This is a genomic window from Salmonella sp. 741265050_HSA, from assembly GCF_046569445.1.
GTDB classification, from domain to species: Bacteria; Pseudomonadota; Gammaproteobacteria; order Enterobacterales; family Enterobacteriaceae; genus Salmonella; species Salmonella enterica.
In genome coordinates this window covers 388,268-409,378 of the sequence record NZ_JBKFSV010000002.1, presented here as the reverse complement: position 1 = coordinate 409,378, position 21,111 = coordinate 388,268, and the positions used below count along the sequence as shown (strand labels likewise).

Below are 21,111 nucleotides of genomic sequence, written 5' to 3'. Positions count from 1 at the left end.
CCACAGCAGGAAATAGTATGAAAATAAATAATGGCCCCGTATTATGCCCCCATTGTGGCTGCCTGAGCGCTTATTATGAAATAGATCGGCTGGCGGCGATAAGAGAGAAAGTGAATAAAGAAGGCGGATCAGCGGCATGGGATTCAACATTACAGGCGCATAAAAAAAAGGCCTTTTGCCTGATGTGCCATAAATCCATTGATGAGGTCGTCATCGGGCAGTCAGATGCGCCTGAGTCTACGAAGTAATTTTGCACAGCCTACAAACAGGTCTGCAGACTGTGCAAAGTCTGTGTTGCTAACGCTCGCCTTAGCCTTTGATGTTTAGCACCCGGCGGGCTTTTTCTACAATATTTTCCACGGTAAAGCCAAAATACGGGAACAGTTTGTCAGCCGGAGCGGATTCACCGTATCCCGTCATGCCGATAATTGCGCCTTTTAGGCCAACATATTTATACCAGTAGTCGGCTATACCGGCTTCCACCGCGACGCGGGCGGTCACGTGCGCCGGTAGCACTGATTCGCGATATGCCTCGTCCTGCGCATCGAAAATATCCGTTGAAGGCAACGACACCACGCGAACGTTATGCCCCTCGCCAGTCAATTTTTCCGCCGCCTGGAGGGTAATTTCCATTTCCGATCCGGTAGCGATCAGAATGATATCCGGCTTGCCGCCGCTATCTTTGAGAATATAACCGCCGCGGGCAATCGCTTTCACCTGTTCCGGCGTGCGTTCCACCTGCGCCAGATTCTGCCGCGAGAGAATCAGCGCCGTCGGCCCGTGGTGACGTTCAATGGCCAGCTTCCAGCCGACCGCCGCCTCAACCTGATCGCAGGGACGCCAGGTGCTGAAGTTTGGCGTTAAGCGCAGGCTCGCCAGTTGTTCCACGGCCTGGTGCGTCGGGCCATCTTCGCCCAAACCGATGGAGTCGTGGGTATAGACCATAATCTGCCGGGCTTTCATTAAGGCCGCCATACGCGCCGCGTTACGCGCATATTCGACAAACATCAGAAACGTGGCGGTATACGGTACAAAGCCGCCGTGGTGGGCGATGCCGTTGGCAATGGCGGTCATGCCGAATTCGCGCACGCCATAGTGGATGTAATTACCTGCCGGATCCTCTTTCAACGAGGTCGAACCTTTCCAGATAGTCAGGTTGCTCGGCGCCAGATCCGCCGATCCGCCCAACAGTTCCGGCAACAGGGGACCATAGGCATTGAGCGTATTTTGCGATGCTTTACGGGTGGCGATTTTGGCCGGATTAGCCTGCAAGTCGTTAATAAATTTTTGCGTGGCGGACTCCCATGTCTCCGGCAGTCCGCCGCTCATCCGGCGGGTAAACTCCGCGGCCAGCTCAGGATAAGCCTTCTCATAAGCAGCAAACTTTTCCTGCCACTGCTGCTGCGCTTTCTCGCCTTTTTCACGGCCATCCCACGCGCGGTAAATCTCTTTTGGGATCTCGAACGCCGGATGATGCCATCCCAGTTTCTGGCGGGTCAGCGCCACCTCTTCTTCGCCCAGCGCCGCGCCGTGCGACTCCTCCTTCCCGGCTTTATTCGGCGAGCCAAAACCTATCACTGTCCGACAGATAATTAGCGAAGGTTTATCTTTTACGCTCTGGGCTTCGAGAATGGCTTTTTTCACCGCTTCCGGATCGTGCCCGTCAATGTCATGCACGACATGCCAGTGGTAGGCTTCAAAACGTTTGGCGGTATCGTCGGTAAACCAGCCTTCGGTTTCGCCATCAATGGAGATGCCGTTGTGATCATAAAAGCCGATCAGTTTGCCCAGCCCCAGCGTACCAGCCAGCGAACACACCTCATGCGAGATCCCCTCCATCAGACAGCCGTCGCCCATAAAGACATAGGTATAGTGGTCGACAATCTCATGGTCCGGCCGGTTGAACTGTGCGCCTAACGTACGCTCGGCAATCGCCAGCCCGACGGCATTCGCCAGCCCCTGGCCCAGCGGTCCGGTGGTGGTTTCAACGCCGGGCGTATAGCCAATCTCCGGGTGACCTGGCGTTTTAGAGTGCAGTTGACGGAAGTTTTTTAACTCCTCCAGCGGCAGGCCATAACCGGTTAAATGCAGCAGACTATAGAGCAGCATGGAGGCGTGACCGTTGGAAAGGATAAAACGATCACGGTCATACCAGGTCGGATCGGTGGGGTTATGTTTAAGAAAATCGTTCCATAGCACTTCAGCGATATCCGCCATCCCCATCGGCGCGCCGGGGTGCCCGGAATTGGCTTTTTGAACGGCATCCATGCTCAGCGCACGAATCGCATTGGCAAGGTCTTTACGGGACATAAATCACTCCATGCAAGGTTTATAGTTTGGCGGCAAGCAGGTCTTCCAGTTTGCGCTGGTCAACGGCAAAAAGACGGATACCTTCCGACAGCTTCTCTACGGCCATCGCGTCCTGATTATGTTCCCAGCGGAACTCCGCTTCCGTCATTGGCGTAGGACGGTGGAACATCTGCGAGGAAGGCACCAGTTTACGGATCACCGGTTCTTCTTTTTCTTTCAGCTCTTTAAGCAGGTTAGGGGAAATAGTCAGTCGATCGCAGCCGGTTAGCGCGAGGATTTGCTCAGTACGGCGGAAACTTGCCCCCATCACGATGGTTTCATAGCGATGCTGTTTAAAGTAATCGTAGATATTGCGTACCGATTTCACGCCGGGATCTTCCTCCACGACATACGGTTCCAGTGGACTACGCGCCTGATACCAGTCGTAAATTCGGCCCACGAACGGAGAGATCAAATAGACGCCCGCTTCGGCGCAGGCGCGCGCCTGGGCAAAAGAGAACAACAACGTCAGGTTGCAATTAATACCCTCTTTTTCGAGCTGCCCGGCGGCGCGGATACCTTCCCAGGTTGCGGCGAGCTTGATCAGAATGCGTGATTTATCAATACCCTGCTGCTGGTAGAGATCCACCAGATGGCGCGCTTTCTCGATACTTTTTTCTTTATCGAATGATAACCGCGCGTCGACTTCAGTGGAGACGCGACCGGGAATACTTTTCAGTATTTCCGCGCCAAAATTGACCGCCAGTTTATCGCTGGCTACTGCAACCTGCTGTTCCTGCGTACCGCCGTGTTTTTTCCCCCAGCCAATCGCATCCTCAATCAAATGACCATACTGCTCAAGCCCGGCGGCTTTCAGCAGTAAAGAGGGATTTGTCGTGGCATCCTGCGGCTGGTAGTGGCGGATGGACTCGATGTCGCCGCTGTCGGCGACGACGGTAGTGAATTGTTTGATGCCGTCTAGCTGGTTCATAGGAAATACTCCTTGAAAAGTAAAGTGTTAGATGAGTGTGTTGATTCACACTTCTGAAAGATTGATACACTACATAACCAAAAAGCATAGCAGACAGGCATGGTATTGCTGGTATAAGCAGGTAACATGGCTGTTATAAGTTGATAACAAACTCTTGCGCCGCGTCGTGATAGTTTGCAGACCTTCAAAGTTTGTGTTGCGCAGTACGGTGATAATGTGCGGCGCACCAGGCCGCGTCACTTTTTGAACGATACGTGAAAGGAACAACAAAATGGATGAGCAGTTAAAACAAAGCGCCCTTGATTTCCACGAATTTCCGGTACCCGGTAAAATTCAGGTTTCTCCGACTAAGCCCCTTGCCACCCAACGCGATCTGGCGTTGGCTTACTCGCCAGGCGTGGCGGCGCCCTGCCTGGAAATCGAAAAAGATCCGCTGGCAGCCTACAAATACACCGCGCGCGGCAACCTTGTCGCGGTCATTTCCAACGGTACAGCGGTGCTGGGGTTAGGCAACATTGGCGCGCTGGCCGGCAAGCCGGTCATGGAAGGTAAAGGCGTTCTGTTTAAAAAATTCGCCGGCATTGATGTGTTTGACATTGAAGTCGATGAGCTTGACCCGGACAAATTTATCAATGTGGTCGCAGCGCTGGAGCCGACCTTTGGCGGCATTAACCTCGAAGACATTAAAGCGCCGGAATGTTTCTATATTGAGCAGAAACTGCGCGAGCGCATGAACATCCCGGTTTTCCATGACGATCAGCACGGAACGGCGATCATTAGTACGGCCGCCATTCTTAATGGCCTGCGAGTCGTAGAGAAAAATATTTCCGACGTGCGAATGGTCGTCTCCGGCGCAGGGGCGGCGGCAATCGCTTGTATGAACCTGCTGGTCGCGTTGGGGATGCAAAAGCACAACATCGTGGTGTGCGACTCTAAGGGCGTTATTTACAAAGGCCGTGAGCCGAATATGGCGGAGACCAAAGCGGCCTATGCGGTAGACGACAGCGGCAAGCGCACGCTGGATGAGGTCATTGACGGCGCGGATATTTTCCTCGGCTGTTCAGGCCCGAAAGTGCTGACTCAGGAGATGGTGAAGAAAATGGCCCGCGCGCCAATGATTCTGGCGCTGGCTAACCCGGAACCGGAAATTCTGCCGCCGCTGGCGAAAGAAGTGCGTCCGGACGCCATTATCTGTACCGGTCGTTCCGACTATCCGAACCAGGTGAACAACGTATTGTGCTTCCCGTTTATCTTCCGCGGCGCTCTGGACGTCGGCGCGACGGCGATCAACGAAGAGATGAAACTGGCGGCGGTCCGTGCGATTGCCGAGCTGGCGCATGCCGAACAGAGCGAAGTGGTGGCCTCGGCCTATGGCGATCAGGACCTGAGCTTTGGGCCGGAATACATTATTCCGAAACCGTTTGACCCGCGTCTGATTGTCAAAATCGCTCCGGCGGTCGCGAAAGCGGCAATGGATTCCGGCGTGGCGACGCGCCCGATTGCTGACTTTGATGCCTATATCGATAAACTGACCGAGTTTGTCTACAAAACCAACCTGTTCATGAAGCCGATCTTCTCGCAGGCACGCAAAGATCCGAAGCGCGTAGTGCTGCCGGAAGGGGAAGAGGCGCGCGTGCTGCACGCAACCCAGGAGTTGATAACCCTGGGGCTGGCGAAGCCCATCCTGATCGGGCGTCCGAGCGTGATCGAAATGCGTATCCAGAAACTGGGGCTACAGATCAAAGCGGGCGTTGATTTCGAGATCGTGAATAATGAATCCGATCCGCGCTTCAAAGAGTACTGGAGCGAGTATTACCAGATCATGAAGCGTCGCGGGGTAACTCAGGAACAGGCGCAGCGTGCGATGATCGGCAACCATACGGCCATTGGCGCGATCATGGTGCAGCGTGGGGAAGCGGATGCGATGATCTGCGGCACCATCGGCGACTACCATGAGCATTTCAGCGTCGTGAAAGCCGTCTTTGGCTACCGTGACGGCGTGCATACGGCAGGGGCGATGAACGCCTTACTGCTGCCAAGCGGCAACACTTTTATCGCCGATACTTATGTTAACGAAGATCCCACGCCGGAACAGTTGGCGGAGATCGCCGTAATGGCGGCGGAAACCGTTCGCCGCTTTGGTATTGAGCCGAAAGTCGCGCTGTTGTCGCACTCTAACTTTGGTTCCTCAAATTCGCTGTCCGCCAGCAAAATGCGCGAAACCCTTGAGCGGGTACGCGAACGAGCGCCCGATCTGATGATTGACGGTGAGATGCACGGTGATGCGGCGTTGGTGGAAAGTATTCGTAATGACCGGATGCCGGATAGCCCGCTGAAGGGAGCCGCCAATATTCTGGTGATGCCGAATATGGAAGCCGCCCGCATTAGTTACAACTTACTACGCGTCTCCAGTTCCGAAGGCGTCACGGTCGGCCCGGTCCTGATGGGCGTGTCTAAACCGGTACATGTATTAACGCCGATCGCCTCTGTACGCCGTATCGTGAATATGGTGGCGTTAGCGGTAGTTGAAGCGCAAACCACGCCGCTTTAATAACGCATTACTCTCTCTTCTGGCGCAGGTTCTCCTGCGCTTTTTTTATGCGCCGCTGGGCTTCGCCATGGCATGAAAGGCTCGGGTGGGGATATTCTGGAACCTATTGCGTTACCCCTACTTATTTCACTGAATCTGTACTATGCACAAATCGAGTGATACGCATTATTTTTATCAATGGTAGTAATACAAAGAATAGTCGGTGAGTATTTATTGCGGAACAGGCTTAAATTCAGAATGACGCCTGAAAATGTGATGCACCACGATATTTATCGTTAACACCTTCGACAGAAGTCCCTTTTATTTTCTTTCTCTTAGTGATCTACCTCACCTTTTACATCACCTTGCCGAATTTTGTTATTTACTCCGACAAAAAATTGCCACGATGACGGCAGTTTCAGTGGAGACGGTGAGCAATGAATAAAGAACGCATTATTCAGGAATTTGTGCCGGGCAAACAGGTCACGCTGGCGCATCTCATTGCGCACCCTGGTGAAGAACTGGCGAAAAAGATCGGCGTTCCCGATGCCGGCGCGATTGGCATTATGACCTTAACGCCGGGGGAAACGGCCATGATCGCTGGCGATTTAGCGATGAAGGCTGCGGATGTACACATCGGTTTTCTCGACAGATTTAGCGGCGCGCTGGTGATTTATGGCACCGTCGGCGCAGTAGAAGAAGCGCTATTACAGACGGTCAGCGGGCTGGGGCGATTATTAAACTTTACCCTGTGTGAGTTAACAAAAAGTTAATTGGTGGCGGTAATGAAACGTATTGCTTTTGTCGGCGCGGTCGGCGCCGGAAAGACAACGCTTTTTAACGCGTTACGGGGAAATTATTCCCTCGCCAGAAAAACGCAGGCCGTGGAATTTAATGATCATGGCGATATCGATACGCCGGGTGAATATTTTAGCCATCCCCGTTGGTATCACGCCTTAATTACCACGTTGCAGGATGTGGACACGCTGATTTATGTCCACGCGGCAAACGATAAAGAAAGTCGCTTACCTGCCGGGTTATTGGATGTTGGAACCCGTAAACGATATATCGCCGTTATCAGCAAAACGGACATGCCGGATGCCGACGTCGCCGCTACGCGGCAGTTGCTTTGCGAGATTGGGTTCCGGGAGCCGATTTTCGAGCTCAACGGCCACGACCCGCAAAGCGTGCGGCAGTTGGTGGATTATCTGGCGGCTTTCAGTGAACAGGAGGAAGAGGCAGGTGAAAAAACTTATCACAGCTAACGATATTCGTGCGGCCCACGCCCGCGGCGAACAGGCGATGTCGGTAGTGCTGCGCGCCAGCATTATTACCCCGGAGGCTCGCGAAGTGGCGGAACTACTGGGCTTCACGATTACCGAATGCGACGAGTCCGTCCCGGCATCCACATCGGCGCAGGCGTGTAAAAGCGAAAGCCAGCGCATTCGGGAAGCCATCATCGCGCAGCTCCCGGAAGGGCAGTTTACTGAAAGCCTGGTGGCGCAGTTGATGGAAAAAGTGCTGAAGGAAAAGCAGTCGCTGGAACTGGGGACGATGCAGCCGAGCTTTACCTCCGTCACGGGTAAAGGCGGCGTGAAAGTCATTGACGGCAGCAGCGTGAAATTTGGCCGCTTCGACGGCGCCGAACCGCACTGCGTCGGCTTAACCGATCTGGTTACAGAGCAGGATGGCAGCAGCATGGCCGCCGGGTTTATGCAGTGGGACAACGCCTTTTTCCCGTGGACGCTGAACTACGACGAAATCGACATGGTGCTGGAGGGCGAATTGCACGTACGCCATGAAGGCGAAACCATGATTGCCAAAGCCGGAGATGTGATGTTCATCCCTAAAGGCTCCAGCATTGAATTTGGCACGCCAACGTCCGTGCGCTTTCTGTACGTCGCCTGGCCTGCAAACTGGCAATCCGTATGAACGATTTCATCACCGAAACGTGGCTCAGAGCGAATCATACGCTCAGCGAAGGATCGGAGATCCATCTGCCCGCTGATGCACGACTGACGCCCTCGGCCCGGGAACTGCTGGAAAGCCGCCGCCTGCGCATTAAGTTTCTGGATCCGCAAGGCCGGCTGTTTGTCGATGATGACGAACAGCAGCCGCAGCCGGTACATGGCTTAACCAGTAGCGATACGCACCCACAGGCCTGCTGTGAACTGTGCCGCCAGCCGGTGGTGAAAAAGCCCGATACGCTGACCCATCTGACGGCGGACAAAATGGTCGCCAAAAGCGACCCGCGCCTCGGCTTTCGCGCCGCGCTCGACAGCGCCATCGCGCTAACCGTGTGGCTACAAATCGAACTGGCGGAACCCTGGCAGCCGTGGCTTTTCGATATCCGCTCGCGGCTGGGCAACATTATGCGCGCCGACGCTATAGATGAACCACTGGCGGCGCAGTCTATCGTCGGGCTGAACGAGGATGAGCTGCATCGGCTTTCCCACCAGCCGCTGCGCTATCTCGACCACGATCACCTGGTGCCGGAGGCCAGCCACGGTCGCGATGCGGCGCTGCTTAATCTCCTGCGAACCAAAGTCCGCGAAACGGAAACCCTCGCCGCACAAGTGTTTATTACCCGTAGTTTTGAGGTCTTGCGCCCGGACATTTTACAGGCGCTGAACCGTCTCTCCAGCACGGTTTACGTGATGATGATTTTGAGCGTGGCGAAACATCCGCTGACGGTCGCCCAAATTCAACAACGGTTGGGAGAGAAGCCATGATCATTGAACGCGCCCGCGAACTGGCGGTACGCGCCCCCGCCAGAGTCGTCTTTCCCGATGCGCTGGACGAACGCGTGCTGAAAGCGGCGCATTACCTGCAACAGTACGGTCTGGCTCGCCCCGTTCTGGTCGCCAGTCCGTTTGCGCTGCGTCAGTTTGCCCTGAGTCATCGTATGGCGATGGATGGCATTCAGGTCATCGACCCACACAGCAACCTGAGTATGCGCCAGCGTTTTGCGCAACGCTGGCTTGCCCGTGCCGGAGAAAAAACGCCGCCGGACGCAGTGGAAAAGCTTAGCGACCCGCTGATGTTCGCTGCCGCCATGGTGAGCGCCGGTGAGGCTGATGTGTGTATCGCAGGCAACCTGTCGTCAACGGCGAATGTGCTGCGCGCAGGGCTGCGGGTGATTGGCCTGCAACCCGGGTGCAAAACATTGTCGTCTATTTTCCTGATGCTGCCGCAGTATGCCGGTCCGGCATTAGGGTTCGCCGATTGCAGCGTAGTGCCGCAGCCGACGGCGGCGCAGCTGGCGGATATCGCTATCGCCAGCGCCGACACCTGGCGGGCCATTACCGGCGAAGAGCCGCGCGTGGCGATGCTGTCATTTTCAAGCAACGGCAGCGCCCGTCACCCCAATGTTGCCAACGTGCAGCAGGCGACAGATCTCGTTCGCGAACGTGCGCCGCAACTGCTTGTGGACGGTGAATTGCAGTTTGACGCCGCTTTCGTACCGGAGGTCGCCGCGCAAAAAGCGCCTGACAGCCCGCTGCAAGGCCGCGCCAACGTGATGATTTTCCCGTCGCTGGAGGCGGGCAATATTGGCTACAAAATCGCTCAGCGTCTGGGAGGCTATCGCGCTGTTGGGCCGCTAATTCAGGGGCTTGCCGCGCCGCTTCACGACCTCTCCCGAGGCTGTAGCGTGCAGGAAATTATCGAACTGGCGTTGGTGGCAGCCGCGCCGCGCCAGGCTGACGTGAGCCGCGAACGCAGCTTACACACACTGGTTGAATGAACGGTCCCGTTCTGGACCCCTTTAATGAGAGGAAAACACGATGGAAGCATTAGGAATGATTGAAACCCGGGGCCTGGTTGCGCTGATTGAGGCCTCCGATGCGATGGTAAAAGCCGCACGCGTGAAGCTGGTCGGCGTGAAGCAGATTGGCGGTGGCCTGTGTACGGCCATGGTGCGTGGCGACGTGGCGGCGTGCAAAGCCGCAACCGATGCTGGCGCCGCTGCGGCGCAGCGCATTGGCGAGCTGGTCTCCGTACACGTGATTCCACGCCCGCACGGCGATCTGGAAGAAGTGTTCCCGATCAGCTTCAAAGGCGACAGCAACATTTGATGGTAGGCCGGATAAGACGCGCAGCGTCGCCATCCGGCATGAATGCGCGCCATTGCCTGATGGTACGCAGATTCAAGGCCTACGACCCAACGGGCAATCCATGGAGGCGGATATGAAACTGGCAGTCGTCACAGGACAAATCGTATGTACCGTCCGCCATCAGGGACTGGCGCATGACAAATTGCTGATGGTGGAAATGATCGATGCCCAGGGCAACCCCGACGGGCAGTGTGCCGTCGCTATCGACAGTATCGGGGCGGGAACCGGAGAGTGGGTACTGCTGGTCAGCGGCAGTTCCGCGCGTCAGGCGCATCGCAGCGAATTATCACCGGTCGATCTGTGCGTCATTGGCATCGTCGATGAAGTGGTGGCTGGCGGGAAAGTGGTTTTCCATAAATAGGACTGAACATCATGAATCAACAGGATATTGAACAGGTGGTGAAAGCGGTACTGCTGAAAATGAAAGACAGCAGCCAGCCGGCCAGCACTGTTCATGAGATGGGCGTTTTTGCCTCCCTGGATGACGCAGTGGCGGCAGCAAAACGGGCCCAGCAGGGGCTGAAGAGCGTGGCGATGCGCCAGCTTGCCATTCATGCCATTCGCGAAGCGGGCGAAAAACACGCCCGAGAATTAGCGGAACTTGCCGTCAGCGAAACCGGCATGGGACGCGTTGACGATAAATTTGCTAAAAACGTGGCGCAGGCGCGCGGCACGCCGGGCGTCGAGTGTTTATCTCCGCAGGTGCTGACCGGCGATAACGGCCTGACGCTGATTGAAAATGCGCCGTGGGGCGTGGTGGCCTCGGTCACGCCGTCCACCAATCCGGCGGCGACGGTGATTAATAACGCCATCAGCCTGATTGCCGCAGGCAACAGCGTCGTGTTTGCCCCGCATCCGGCGGCGAAAAAGGTCTCTCAGCGGGCAATCACCCTCCTCAATCAGGCGGTGGTCGCCGCCGGCGGCCCGGAAAATCTGCTGGTCACCGTGGCGAACCCGGATATCGAAACCGCCCAGCGGTTGTTCAAATATCCCGGTATTGGCCTGCTGGTGGTGACTGGCGGCGAAGCGGTGGTGGACGCGGCGCGTAAACATACTAATAAACGCCTGATCGCCGCCGGTGCCGGTAATCCCCCGGTGGTGGTGGATGAGACCGCCGACCTGCCGCGCGCTGCACAATCCATCGTCAAAGGCGCGTCGTTTGATAACAACATCATCTGTGCCGACGAAAAAGTGCTGATTGTGGTGGATAGCGTCGCCGACGAGCTGATGCGTCTGATGGAAGGTCAGCACGCGGTGAAACTGACCGCCGCTCAGGCCGAACAGCTCCAGCCGGTGCTGCTGAAGAATATTGATGAGCGCGGCAAAGGCACCGTCAGCCGTGACTGGGTCGGTCGTGACGCGGGCAAGATCGCCGCAGCCATCGGCCTGAACGTCCCGGATCAAACGCGCCTGCTGTTTGTGGAAACGCCCGCTAACCATCCCTTTGCCGTCACTGAAATGATGATGCCGGTACTGCCGGTGGTACGGGTCGCCAACGTCGAAGAAGCCATCGCCCTGGCGGTTCAGCTTGAAGGCGGTTGCCACCATACGGCGGCGATGCACTCGCGCAATATCGACAACATGAACCAGATGGCGAACGCCATCGACACCAGCATTTTCGTCAAAAACGGGCCGTGCATTGCCGGGCTTGGATTGGGCGGAGAAGGCTGGACCACCATGACTATCACCACGCCAACCGGCGAAGGCGTGACCAGCGCGCGTACCTTTGTGCGGCTGCGTCGATGCGTGCTGGTGGATGCGTTTCGCATTGTATAAGGGATGACTCATGGCGCACGACGAACAACTCTGGCTCACCCCAAGACTGCAAAAAGCGGCGGCCCTGTGTAACCAGACGCCCGCCGCCAGCGACACACCGCTGTGGCTGGGCGTCGATTTGGGCACCTGCGACGTGGTGTCGATGGTGGTTGACGGCAACGCCCAGCCGGTGGCGGTGTGCCTTGACTGGGCCGACGTTGTGCGTGACGGCATCGTCTGGGATTTCTTCGGCGCCGTCACCCTCGTGCGCCGCCATCTCGACACCCTTGAACAGCAGCTCGGCTGCCGCTTTACCCACGCGGCGACCTCGTTCCCGCCGGGCACCGACCCGCGTATTTCGATCAACGTGCTGGAGTCTGCCGGGTTAGAAGTCAGCCACGTACTGGATGAGCCGACGGCGGTGGCGGATCTGCTGGCGCTTGATAATGCAGGCGTGGTGGATATTGGCGGCGGCACTACCGGCATTGCCATCGTCAAACAGGGCAAGGTGACTTACTCCGCCGATGAAGCCACTGGCGGGCACCATATCTCCCTGACGCTGGCGGGCAACCGCCGTATTCCCCTGGAAGAGGCGGAACAGTACAAGCGCAGCAATGCGCAGGAGATTTGGCCGGTAGTGAAGCCGGTGTACGAAAAGATGGCGGAGATCGTTGCTCGCCACATTGAAGGGCAAGGAATTGCTGATTTATGGCTGGCGGGCGGTTCCTGTATGCAGCCGGGCGTGGAGGCGTTATTTCGCCAGCGTTTCCCGGAGTTACAGGTGCATTTACCGCAGCACAGCCTGTTTATGACCCCGCTGGCGATAGCCAACAGCGGGAGAGCGAAAGCGGAGGGACTCTATGCAAGCTGAACTACAGACGGCGCTGTTTCAGGCATTCGACACCCTGAATCTGCAACGGGTGAAAACGTTCAGCGTACCGCCGGTCACGCTGTGCGGACTTGGGGCGCTCGGCGCCTGCGGCCAGGAAGCGCAAGCGCGAGGCGTAAGCCATCTGTTTGTGATGGTCGACAGCTTCCTGCATCAGGCGGGAATGACCGCGCCGCTGGCACGCAGCCTGGCGATGAAGGGCGTGGCGATGACGGTCTGGCCGTGTCCGCCAGGCGAGCCGTGCATCACCGATGTCTGTGCGGCGGTGGCGCAACTGCGTGAGGCGGCGTGCGACGGCGTAGTGGCCTTTGGCGGCGGTTCGGTGCTGGACGCGGCGAAAGCGGTCGCCCTGCTGGTGACTAACCCTGACCAGACGCTGAGCGCCATGGCCGAGCACAGTACATTACGCCCGCGTCTGCCGCTGATTGCGGTGCCGACCACCGCCGGAACCGGTTCTGAAACCACCAACGTGACGGTGATTATCGACGCGGTCAGCGGGCGCAAGCAGGTGCTGGCACACGCGTCACTAATGCCGGACGTAGCGATTCTTGATGCTGCCGTGACCGAAGGCGTTCCGCCAAACGTGACGGCGATGACCGGTATCGATGCGTTGACGCATGCGATTGAGGCCTACAGCGCGCTCAACGCCACGCCGTTTACCGACAGCCTGGCGATTGGCGCGATAGCGATGATTGGCAAATCGCTGCCGAAAGCCGTGGGTTACGGCCACGATCTGGCGGCGCGTGAAAATATGTTACTGGCCTCCTGTATGGCGGGAATGGCCTTTTCCAGCGCCGGTCTGGGGCTGTGTCATGCGATGGCGCACCAGCCAGGGGCGGCGCTGCATATTCCGCACGGCCAGGCCAACGCTATGCTGCTGCCAACGGTCATGGGCTTTAACCGGATGGTATGCCGCGAACGCTTCAGTCAAATCGGCCGGGCGCTAACCAATAAGAAATCGGACGATCGCGATGCGATTGCGGCGGTGAGCGAGCTGATTGCCGAAGTGGGGCAGAGCAAACGGCTGGCTGACGCTGGCGCCAAACCCGAACACTACAGCGCATGGGCGCAAGCCGCGCTGGAGGATATTTGTCTGCGCAGTAACCCACGCACCGCCACACAGGCACAGATTATCGACCTGTACGCGGCTGCCGGGTAATGCCTGTAGGCCGGATAAGGTGCTCGCACCGCCATCCGGCAATAACACGGCGTTAATGCCGGAGGCGACGTAAACGTCTTATCCGGCCTACAAATCATAAATGGCAGGGAGTAAGGGCTATGGGAATTAACGAAATCATCATGTACATCATGATGTTCTTTATGCTGATTGCCGCCGTGGACAGAATCCTGTCGCAGTTCGGCGGGTCGGCGCGCTTCCTCGGTAAATTCGGCAAGAGTATCGAGGGGTCTGGCGGCCAGTTTGAAGAGGGCTTTATGGCGATGGGCGCGCTGGGACTGGCGATGGTCGGTATGACCGCGCTGGCGCCGGTGCTGGCGCATGTACTGGGGCCGGTTATTATCCCGGTATACGAAATGCTGGGCGCGAACCCATCCATGTTTGCGGGTACGCTACTGGCCTGTGATATGGGCGGATTCTTCCTCGCCAAAGAGCTGGCCGGCGGTGATGTCGCGGCGTGGCTATACTCAGGATTAATACTTGGGTCGATGATGGGGCCGACCATTGTGTTCTCCATTCCGGTGGCGCTCGGCATTATCGAACCGTCTGACCGCCGCTACCTGGCGCTTGGCGTACTGGCGGGTATCGTCACCATTCCGATTGGCTGCATTGCGGGGGGACTGATCGCCATGTACTCAGGCGTGCAGATCAATGGTCAGCCAGTGGAGTTTACCTTCGCGCTGATCCTGATGAACATGATCCCGGTATTGATCGTCGCGGTGCTGGTAGCGCTGGGGCTGAAGTTCATCCCGGAAAAAATGATCAACGGTTTCCAGATTTTCGCCAAATTTCTGGTGGCGCTGATCACCATCGGTCTGGCGGCTGCGGTGGTTAAATTCCTGTTGGGCTGGGAGTTGATTCCGGGACTCGACCCGATCTTTATGGCGCCAGGCGACAAACCCGGCGAAGTGATGCGCGCCATTGAAGTGATCGGCTCTATCTCCTGCGTGCTGCTCGGCGCGTATCCGATGGTGCTGTTACTGACCCGCTGGTTTGAAAAACCGTTGATGAATGTCGGTAAGCTGCTGAACGTAAATAATATTGCGGCGGCAGGCATGGTAGCGACCCTGGCGAACAATATCCCCATGTTCGGCATGATGAAGCAGATGGATACCCGCGGCAAAGTGATTAACTGTGCATTTGCCGTCTCTGCGGCGTTCGCGCTGGGCGACCATTTAGGCTTCGCCGCCGCCAACATGAACGCCATGATCTTCCCGATGATTGTCGGCAAGCTGATCGGCGGCGTGACGGCGATTGGCGTGGCGATGATGCTGGTGCCGAAAGATGACGCCGCCCAGGTGAAAACCGAAGCGGAGGCGCAATCGTGAACACTCGCCAGCTACTGAGCGTCGGTATCGATATCGGCACCACCACCACGCAGGTGATCTTCTCGCGCCTGGAGTTGGTTAACCGTGCGGCGGTGTCGCAGGTGCCGCGCTACGAATTCATCAAACGCGACATTAGCTGGCAAAGCCCGGTCTTCTTTACGCCCGTGGATAAGCAGGGCGGTCTGAAAGAGGCCGAACTTAAAGCGCTGATTCTGGCCCAGTATCAGGCCGCAGGCATCGCGCCTGAATCGGTGGACTCAGGGGCTATCATTATCACCGGCGAAAGCGCCAAAACCCGCAACGCCCGTCCGGCGGTCATGGCGCTCTCGCAGTCGCTGGGCGACTTTGTGGTCGCCAGCGCCGGGCCGCATCTGGAATCAGTCATTGCCGGTCACGGCGCCGGGGCGCAAAGCTTGTCTGAGCAGCGGATGTGCCGGGTGCTGAATATTGATATCGGCGGCGGCACGTCTAACTACGCGCTGTTTGACGCGGGAAAAGTCAGCGGCACCGCCTGCCTTAACGTCGGTGGTCGCCTGCTGGAAACCGACGCTCAGGGGCGCGTGGTTTATGCCCATCAGCCGGGGCAGATGATTATCGATGAGGTGTTCGGTTCGGGTACTGATGCTCGCGCCTTAGCTGCCGCACAGTTGGGACAGGTGGCGCGGCGGATGGCGGATCTCATCGTCGAGGTTATCACCGGCGCGCTCTCGCCGCTGGCGCAATCGCTGATGCAAACCGGGCTGCTGCCCGCCGATATTACGCCGGAGGTGATCACCCTTTCCGGCGGGGTGGGCGAGTGCTATCGCCATCAGCCCGCCGACCCGTTCTGCTTTTCTGATATCGGGCCGCTGCTGGCGACCGCGCTGCATGAGCACCCGCGTCTGCGCGAGATGAACGTGCAGTTTCCGGCGCAAACCGTACGCGCCACGGTCATTGGCGCTGGGGCCCATACGCTCTCGCTTTCCGGCAGTACTATCTGGCTTGAAGACGTCCAACTGCCGCTGCGCAACCTGCCGGTGGCGATCCCGCAGGATGACGCCGATCTGGTGAACGCCTGGCGGCAGGCGCTTCTCCAGCTTGATCTCGACCCGCAAACCGACGCTTACGTGCTGGCGCTTCCCGCCACGCTTCCGGTGCGTTACGCCGCATTACTCACGGTCATCAACGCGCTGACGGCTTTTGTCGCGCGTTATCCCAATCCACATCCCCTGCTGGTGGTGGCCGAGCAGGATTTTGGTAAAGCGCTGGGCATGTTATTGCGCCCACAGTTACCGCAACTTCCGCTGGCGGTCATCGATGAGGTGGTCGTGCGGGCGGGAGACTATATCGACATTGGTACGCCTCTTTTTGGCGGATCGGTTGTGCCGGTGACGGTGAAATCACTCGCATTTCCTTCCTGAGGGAACGACTTATGAAACTAAAGACCACATTGTTCGGCAATGTTTATCAGTTTAAGGATGTAAAAGAGGTACTGGCTAAAGCCAACGAACTGCGTTCGGGGGATGTGCTGGCCGGGGTTGCCGCGGCAAGTTCGCAGGAGCGCGTAGCGGCAAAACAGGTACTGTCGGAAATGACGGTGGCGGATATCCGCAACAATCCGGTGATTGCCTATGAAGAGGACTGCGTGACGCGCCTGATTCAGGACGACGTCAACGAAACGGCCTATAACCGGATTAAAAACTGGAGCATCAGCGAACTGCGCGAATACGTGCTGAGCGATGAAACCTCCGTGGACGACATCGCGTTTACCCGCAAAGGCCTGACCTCCGAAGTGGTGGCGGCAGTAGCGAAAATCTGCTCCAACGCCGACCTGATCTACGGCGGCAAGAAAATGCCGGTGATCAAAAAAGCCAATACCACCATCGGTATTCCGGGCACCTTTAGCTGCCGTTTGCAGCCGAACGATACCCGTGACGATGTACAGAGTATCGCCGCGCAAATCTACGAAGGGCTTTCTTTCGGCGCAGGCGATGCGGTGATCGGTGTTAACCCGGTGACCGATGACGTGGAGAACCTGACCCGCGTGCTCGACACCGTTTACGGCGTTATCGATAAATTCAATATTCCGACCCAGGGCTGCGTGCTGGCGCACGTCACCACCCAGATCGAAGCGATTCGTCGCGGCGCGCCGGGCGGACTGATTTTCCAGAGCATTTGCGGCAGCGAGAAGGGCTTAAAAGAGTTCGGCGTGGAACTGGCGATGCTCGACGAAGCGCGGGCTGTGGGGGCGGAGTTCAACCGCATCGCCGGGGAAAACTGCCTGTACTTTGAAACCGGGCAAGGGTCTGCGCTGTCGGCTGGTGCGAACTTTGGTGCCGACCAGGTGACGATGGAAGCGCGTAACTACGGGCTGGCGCGCCACTACGATCCGTTCCTGGTGAACACCGTGGTGGGCTTTATCGGGCCGGAGTATCTCTACAACGACAGGCAGATTATCCGCGCCGGTCTCGAAGATCACTTTATGGGCAAGCTGAGCGGCATCTCGATGGGCTGCGACTGCTGCTATACCAACCATGCCGACGCCGACCAGAACCTTAACGAAAACCTGATGATTCTGCTCGCCACTGCCGGCTGTAACTACATCATGGGGATGCCGCTCGGCGACGACATCATGCTCAACTACCAGACCACCGCTTTCCACGATACCGCCACCGTCCGTCAGTTGCTGAATTTACGGCCATCGCCGGAGTTTGAACGCTGGCTGGAAACGATGGGCATTATGGCAAACGGTCGTCTGACCAAACGGGCGGGCGATCCGTCACTGTTCTTCTGATGACGCGGGGATAACACCATGGATCAAAAACAGATTGAAGAAATTGTACGTAGCGTGATGGCGTCAATGGGACAGGACGTACCGCAGCCCGTCGCGCCGTCAACGCAGGCAGGCGCAAAGCCGCAGTGCGCCGCGCCGACGGTGACCGAAAGCTGCGCGCTGGATTTAGGTTCCGCAGAGGCAAAAGCCTGGATTGGCGTCGAGAACCCGCATCGTGCGGACGTGCTGACCGAACTGCGTCGCAGTACTGCGGCACGCGTCTGTACGGGGCGTGCCGGGCCGCGTCCACGTACCCAGGCGCTGTTGCGCTTCCTGGCGGATCACTCCCGTTCGAAAGATACCGTGCTCAAAGAAGTGCCGGAAGAGTGGGTCAAAGCGCAAGGGCTGCTGGAAGTGCGTTCGGAGATCAGCGACAAAAACCTGTACCTGACGCGCCCGGATATGGGGCGTCGCCTGAGCCCGGAAGCTATTGACGCGCTGAAGTCGCAGTGCGTGATGAACCCGGATGTGCAGGTAGTGGTCTCCGATGGCCTCTCTACGGATGCGATCACCGCCAACTATGAAGAGATCCTGCCGCCGCTGCTTGCCGGTCTGAAGCAGGCCGGGCTGAACGTCGGCACGCCGTTCTTTGTGCGCTATGGCCGCGTGAAGATTGAAGATCAGATTGGCGAAATTCTCGGCGCGAAGGTCGTCATCCTGCTGGTGGGCGAACGTCCGGGGCTGGGGCAGTCGGAAAGCCTCTCCTGCTACGCCGTCTATTCCCCGCGCGTGGCGACCACCGTCGAGGCCGACAGAACCTGTATTTCAAACATTCATCAGGGGGGGACGCCGCCAGTAGAAGCTGCCGCCGTGATTGTGGATTTGGCCAAACGGATGCTGGAGCAGAAAGCGTCCGGCATCAACATGACCCGTTAAGGAGACATCATGCCTGCATTAGATTTGATTCGACCTTCAGTGACTGCCATGCGCGTGATTGCCTCCGTGAATGACGGCTTTGCGCGGGAACTTAAATTACCGCCACATATACGTAGCCTCGGACTCATCACGGCAGATTCTGATGATGTGACCTATATTGCCGCTGACGAAGCGACAAAACAGGCGATGGTGGAAGTGGTCTATGGCCGCTCCCTCTATGCCGGGGCGGCTCACGGGCCGTCGCCTACCGCTGGTGAGGTGTTGATTATGCTGGGCGGACCGAACCCGGCGGAAGTGCGCGCCGGTCTGGATGCAATGGTCGCCAGCATTGAAAACGGCGCGGCGTTCCAGTGGGCGAACGATGCGGAAAATACCGCATTCCTGGCGCATGTGGTTTCGCGTACCGGCTCGTACCTCTCGTCTACCGCAGGTATTGCGCTGGGCGATCCAATGGCCTACCTGGTGGCGCCGCCGCTGGAAGCGACATTCGGCATTGACGCGGCGATGAAATCCGCTGACGTTCAGCTGGTGACTTACGTCCCGCCGCCGTCGGAAACCAACTATTCGGCCGCGTTCTTAACGGGAAGCCAGGCCGCGTGTAAAGCCGCCTGCAACGCCTTTACCGACGCCGTGCTGGATATCGCCCGTAACCCTGTCCAGCGTGCGTAACGGAGGCTGCCAATGATCAATGCCCTGGGATTACTGGAAGTGGACGGAATGGTCGCCGCCGTCGATGCGGCGGATGCCATGCTGAAAGCGGCCAACGTGCGTTTGCTCAGTCATCAAGTGCTCGACCCTGGCAGGCTCACGCTGGTGGTGGAGGGCGATCTGGCGGCGTGTCGTGCGGCGCTGGATGCCGGAAGCGCCGCCGCGCAGCGCACAGGCCGTGTGATTAGCCGCAAAGAAATTGGTCGTCCGGAAGAGGACACCCAGTGGCTGGTTGGCGGGTTTGCGCGTGCGACAACGCCGACTGAGAAAGCGCCCCAGGTACCCGCAACGCCTGAGTTCGCTGAAGCGTTACTGGCGCTGCTGGCATCAGTACGCCAGGGAATGACGGCGGGAGAGGTGGCCGCGCATTTTGGCTGGCCGCTGGAGCAGGCCAGAAACGTGCTGGAACAACTCTTTTCTGACGGAGCGTTGCGTAAACGCAGTAGTCGCTATCGCATCAAAAATTAATCTGTCGGAGGGCCGGGCGTCCTGGCGGGCGTCCGGCATAGAAGATCATGAAAAAGACCCGTACAGCGAATTTGCACCATCTTTATCATGAAGCGTTACCCGAAGACGTTAAACTTACGCCCAGAGTCGAGGTGGACAATGTTCATCAGCGACGGACGACGGATGTCTATGAACATGCTCTGACTATCACCGCCTGGCAGCAGATCTACGATCAGTTACACCCGGGTAAATTTCATGGCGAGTTCACGGAAATCCTGCTTGATGAGATTCAGGTGTTCCGTGAATACACCGGCCTGGCGCTGCGTCAGTCGTGTCTGGTTTGGCCAAACTCTTTCTGGTTTGGTATTCCGGCGACGCGCGGCGAACAGGGATTTATCGGCGCGCAGGGGCTCGGCAGCGCCGAGATTGCCACCCGACCGGGAGGCACCGAGTTTGAACTGAGCACGCCGGATGATTACACCATTCTGGGTGTCGTTATCTCGGAAGATGTTATTTCCCGTCAGGCCACGTTTTTGCATAACCCGGAAAGGGTGCTGCATATGCTACGTAACCAGTTAGCGCTGGAGGTAAAAGAGCAGCATAAAGCGGCGCTGTGGGGCTTTGTGCAGCAGGCGCTGGCCACCTTCAGCGAGAGTCCTGAAACCCTGCATCAACCTGCGGTGCGTAAGGTCTTGAGTGATAATTTGTTGCTGGCGATGGGCACGATGCTGGAAGAGGCGAAGCCGATTCATAGCGCCGAAAGCATCAGCCATCAGGGATATCGTAGGCTACTGTCGCGGGCGCGGGAATATGTGCTGGAAAATATGTCGGAGCCGCTGACGGTGCTCGACTTATGTAATCAGCTACACGTAAGCCGTCGCACGCTGCAAAATGCGTTTCACGCCATTTTGGGCATTGGCCCCAATGCGTGGCTGAAACGTATTCGCTTAAACGCAGTACGCCGGGAACTGATTAGCCCGTGGTCGCAGAGCGCCACGGTCAAAGATGCCGCGATGCAGTGGGGATTCTGGCATCTGGGGCAATTTGCCACCGATTATCAGCAATTATTTGCCGAAAAACCGTCGTTGACGCTGCATCAACGGATGCGGCAATGGGCTTGATATTGATGGGGAGGCTCTCCGGTTGCTGATAACGTGCGCGTGTCGGGAATTGCCCGGTGGCGGCTGGCGCCTT

At 57.6% G+C, this 21,111-nt stretch carries 21 protein-coding genes; 19 read left to right on the top strand and 2 right to left on the bottom strand.

Annotation, left to right across the window (positions count from 1 at the left end):
• Positions 1-17 precede the first annotated feature (17 nt).
• On the top strand, positions 18-248 hold the full coding sequence (locus ACLD4F_RS07640) for a hypothetical protein (RefSeq protein WP_000700635.1): 231 nt from the start codon (positions 18-20) through the stop codon (positions 246-248).
• A gap of 61 nt (positions 249-309) precedes the next feature.
• Here the strand turns inward: ACLD4F_RS07640 and tkt are convergent, their stop codons facing one another.
• Together tkt and tal are read right to left on the bottom strand one after the other, a co-directional pair.
• A complete protein-coding gene (tkt, locus tag ACLD4F_RS07635) occupies positions 310-2,310 on the bottom strand; it encodes a transketolase (RefSeq protein ID WP_411010762.1) in 2,001 nt (666 codons plus the stop codon).
• 19 nt (positions 2,311-2,329) lie between these two features.
• The gene (gene tal, locus ACLD4F_RS07630; RefSeq protein WP_076934968.1) at positions 2,330-3,280 is read right to left on the bottom strand and encodes a transaldolase; all 951 of its coding nucleotides are present in this window, start codon (positions 3,278-3,280) and stop codon (positions 2,330-2,332) included.
• A 271-nt stretch (positions 3,281-3,551) separates the two neighbouring features.
• Here tal and maeB point away from each other — a divergent pair, with 271 nt between their 5' ends.
• From maeB to eutR, 18 genes are all read left to right on the top strand, one after another.
• Positions 3,552-5,831, top strand: a complete 2,280-nt coding sequence (gene maeB / locus ACLD4F_RS07625) for an NADP-dependent oxaloacetate-decarboxylating malate dehydrogenase (RefSeq protein ID WP_000344299.1) — start codon at positions 3,552-3,554, stop codon at positions 5,829-5,831.
• A 416-nt stretch (positions 5,832-6,247) separates the two neighbouring features.
• Positions 6,248-6,583 carry an ethanolamine utilization microcompartment protein EutS gene (gene eutS / locus ACLD4F_RS07620; protein ID WP_001031445.1) on the top strand — a complete coding sequence of 112 codons (336 nt, stop codon included), beginning with the start codon at positions 6,248-6,250 and terminating at the stop codon, positions 6,581-6,583.
• Positions 6,584-6,595: 12 nt separating this feature from the next.
• Positions 6,596-7,075: an ethanolamine utilization acetate kinase EutP gene (gene eutP, locus ACLD4F_RS07615; protein WP_411010761.1), complete on the top strand. Its 480-nt coding sequence runs from the start codon at positions 6,596-6,598 to the stop codon at positions 7,073-7,075.
• A complete protein-coding gene (gene eutQ / locus ACLD4F_RS07610; RefSeq protein ID WP_000733867.1) occupies positions 7,053-7,742 on the top strand; it encodes an ethanolamine utilization acetate kinase EutQ in 690 nt (229 codons plus the stop codon). The genes eutP and eutQ overlap by 23 nt, the downstream gene beginning before the upstream one ends.
• Entirely contained in the window at positions 7,739-8,542 is an 804-nt protein-coding gene (gene eutT, locus ACLD4F_RS07605) for an ethanolamine utilization cob(I)yrinic acid a,c-diamide adenosyltransferase EutT (protein ID WP_000997656.1), read from the top strand. Before eutQ ends, eutT begins: the two co-directional genes overlap by 4 nt.
• The gene (gene pta / locus ACLD4F_RS07600) at positions 8,539-9,555 is read left to right on the top strand and encodes a phosphate acetyltransferase (RefSeq protein WP_411010760.1); all 1,017 of its coding nucleotides are present in this window, start codon (positions 8,539-8,541) and stop codon (positions 9,553-9,555) included. Before eutT ends, pta begins: the two co-directional genes overlap by 4 nt.
• Before the next feature lie 40 nt (positions 9,556-9,595).
• Positions 9,596-9,886 carry an ethanolamine utilization microcompartment protein EutM gene (eutM, locus tag ACLD4F_RS07595; RefSeq protein WP_000387716.1) on the top strand — a complete coding sequence of 97 codons (291 nt, stop codon included), beginning with the start codon at positions 9,596-9,598 and terminating at the stop codon, positions 9,884-9,886.
• Between the two features lie 112 nt (positions 9,887-9,998).
• Positions 9,999-10,286: an ethanolamine utilization microcompartment protein EutN gene (gene eutN / locus ACLD4F_RS07590; protein ID WP_001522340.1), complete on the top strand. Its 288-nt coding sequence runs from the start codon at positions 9,999-10,001 to the stop codon at positions 10,284-10,286.
• An 11-nt stretch (positions 10,287-10,297) separates the two neighbouring features.
• Positions 10,298-11,701, top strand: a complete 1,404-nt coding sequence (locus ACLD4F_RS07585) for an aldehyde dehydrogenase family protein (RefSeq protein WP_001075640.1) — start codon at positions 10,298-10,300, stop codon at positions 11,699-11,701.
• Between the two features lie 10 nt (positions 11,702-11,711).
• Complete coding sequence (gene eutJ / locus ACLD4F_RS07580) at positions 11,712-12,551, top strand: ethanolamine utilization protein EutJ (protein WP_000929675.1); 840 nt, start codon at positions 11,712-11,714, stop codon at positions 12,549-12,551.
• A complete protein-coding gene (eutG, locus tag ACLD4F_RS07575; protein WP_127175293.1) occupies positions 12,541-13,728 on the top strand; it encodes an ethanolamine utilization ethanol dehydrogenase EutG in 1,188 nt (395 codons plus the stop codon). The genes eutJ and eutG overlap by 11 nt, the downstream gene beginning before the upstream one ends.
• A gap of 119 nt (positions 13,729-13,847) precedes the next feature.
• A complete protein-coding gene (eutH, locus tag ACLD4F_RS07570) occupies positions 13,848-15,074 on the top strand; it encodes an ethanolamine utilization protein EutH (RefSeq protein WP_000512359.1) in 1,227 nt (408 codons plus the stop codon).
• On the top strand, positions 15,071-16,474 hold the full coding sequence (eutA, locus tag ACLD4F_RS07565; protein ID WP_064013006.1) for an ethanolamine ammonia-lyase reactivating factor EutA: 1,404 nt from the start codon (positions 15,071-15,073) through the stop codon (positions 16,472-16,474). The genes eutH and eutA overlap by 4 nt, the downstream gene beginning before the upstream one ends.
• A gap of 11 nt (positions 16,475-16,485) precedes the next feature.
• Positions 16,486-17,847 carry an ethanolamine ammonia-lyase subunit alpha gene (eutB, locus tag ACLD4F_RS07560; protein ID WP_000769990.1) on the top strand — a complete coding sequence of 454 codons (1,362 nt, stop codon included), beginning with the start codon at positions 16,486-16,488 and terminating at the stop codon, positions 17,845-17,847.
• An 18-nt stretch (positions 17,848-17,865) separates the two neighbouring features.
• On the top strand, positions 17,866-18,762 hold the full coding sequence (gene eutC / locus ACLD4F_RS07555) for an ethanolamine ammonia-lyase subunit EutC (protein WP_000372344.1): 897 nt from the start codon (positions 17,866-17,868) through the stop codon (positions 18,760-18,762).
• Between the two features lie 9 nt (positions 18,763-18,771).
• On the top strand, positions 18,772-19,431 hold the full coding sequence (gene eutL / locus ACLD4F_RS07550; RefSeq protein WP_001111056.1) for an ethanolamine utilization microcompartment protein EutL: 660 nt from the start codon (positions 18,772-18,774) through the stop codon (positions 19,429-19,431).
• A 12-nt stretch (positions 19,432-19,443) separates the two neighbouring features.
• Positions 19,444-19,938: an ethanolamine utilization microcompartment protein EutK gene (gene eutK, locus ACLD4F_RS07545; protein ID WP_000606271.1), complete on the top strand. Its 495-nt coding sequence runs from the start codon at positions 19,444-19,446 to the stop codon at positions 19,936-19,938.
• A 47-nt stretch (positions 19,939-19,985) separates the two neighbouring features.
• Positions 19,986-21,038, top strand: coding sequence for an HTH-type transcriptional regulator EutR (gene eutR, locus ACLD4F_RS07540; RefSeq protein ID WP_000753665.1), 1,053 nt, complete (start codon positions 19,986-19,988; stop codon positions 21,036-21,038).
• The last annotated feature ends 73 nt before the right edge of the window (positions 21,039-21,111 follow it).

Bases quoted from the DNA above. Each gene is read 5' to 3' on its own strand.
- ACLD4F_RS07640 (WP_000700635.1), top strand. From the start codon at position 18: ATGAAAATAAATAATGGCCCCGTATTATGCCCCCATTGTGGCTGCCTG.
- tkt (WP_411010762.1), bottom strand. From the start codon at position 2,310: ATGTCCCGTAAAGACCTTGCCAATGCGATTCGTGCGCTGAGCATGGAT.
- tal (WP_076934968.1), bottom strand. From the start codon at position 3,280: ATGAACCAGCTAGACGGCATCAAACAATTCACTACCGTCGTCGCCGAC.
- maeB (WP_000344299.1), top strand. From the start codon at position 3,552: ATGGATGAGCAGTTAAAACAAAGCGCCCTTGATTTCCACGAATTTCCG.
- eutS (WP_001031445.1), top strand. From the start codon at position 6,248: ATGAATAAAGAACGCATTATTCAGGAATTTGTGCCGGGCAAACAGGTC.
- eutP (WP_411010761.1), top strand. From the start codon at position 6,596: ATGAAACGTATTGCTTTTGTCGGCGCGGTCGGCGCCGGAAAGACAACG.
- eutT (WP_000997656.1), top strand. From the start codon at position 7,739: ATGAACGATTTCATCACCGAAACGTGGCTCAGAGCGAATCATACGCTC.
- pta (WP_411010760.1), top strand. From the start codon at position 8,539: ATGATCATTGAACGCGCCCGCGAACTGGCGGTACGCGCCCCCGCCAGA.
- eutM (WP_000387716.1), top strand. From the start codon at position 9,596: ATGGAAGCATTAGGAATGATTGAAACCCGGGGCCTGGTTGCGCTGATT.
- eutN (WP_001522340.1), top strand. From the start codon at position 9,999: ATGAAACTGGCAGTCGTCACAGGACAAATCGTATGTACCGTCCGCCAT.
- ACLD4F_RS07585 (WP_001075640.1), top strand. From the start codon at position 10,298: ATGAATCAACAGGATATTGAACAGGTGGTGAAAGCGGTACTGCTGAAA.
- eutJ (WP_000929675.1), top strand. From the start codon at position 11,712: ATGGCGCACGACGAACAACTCTGGCTCACCCCAAGACTGCAAAAAGCG.
- eutG (WP_127175293.1), top strand. From the start codon at position 12,541: ATGCAAGCTGAACTACAGACGGCGCTGTTTCAGGCATTCGACACCCTG.
- eutH (WP_000512359.1), top strand. From the start codon at position 13,848: ATGGGAATTAACGAAATCATCATGTACATCATGATGTTCTTTATGCTG.
- eutB (WP_000769990.1), top strand. From the start codon at position 16,486: ATGAAACTAAAGACCACATTGTTCGGCAATGTTTATCAGTTTAAGGAT.
- eutC (WP_000372344.1), top strand. From the start codon at position 17,866: ATGGATCAAAAACAGATTGAAGAAATTGTACGTAGCGTGATGGCGTCA.
- eutL (WP_001111056.1), top strand. From the start codon at position 18,772: ATGCCTGCATTAGATTTGATTCGACCTTCAGTGACTGCCATGCGCGTG.
- eutK (WP_000606271.1), top strand. From the start codon at position 19,444: ATGATCAATGCCCTGGGATTACTGGAAGTGGACGGAATGGTCGCCGCC.
- eutR (WP_000753665.1), top strand. From the start codon at position 19,986: ATGAAAAAGACCCGTACAGCGAATTTGCACCATCTTTATCATGAAGCG.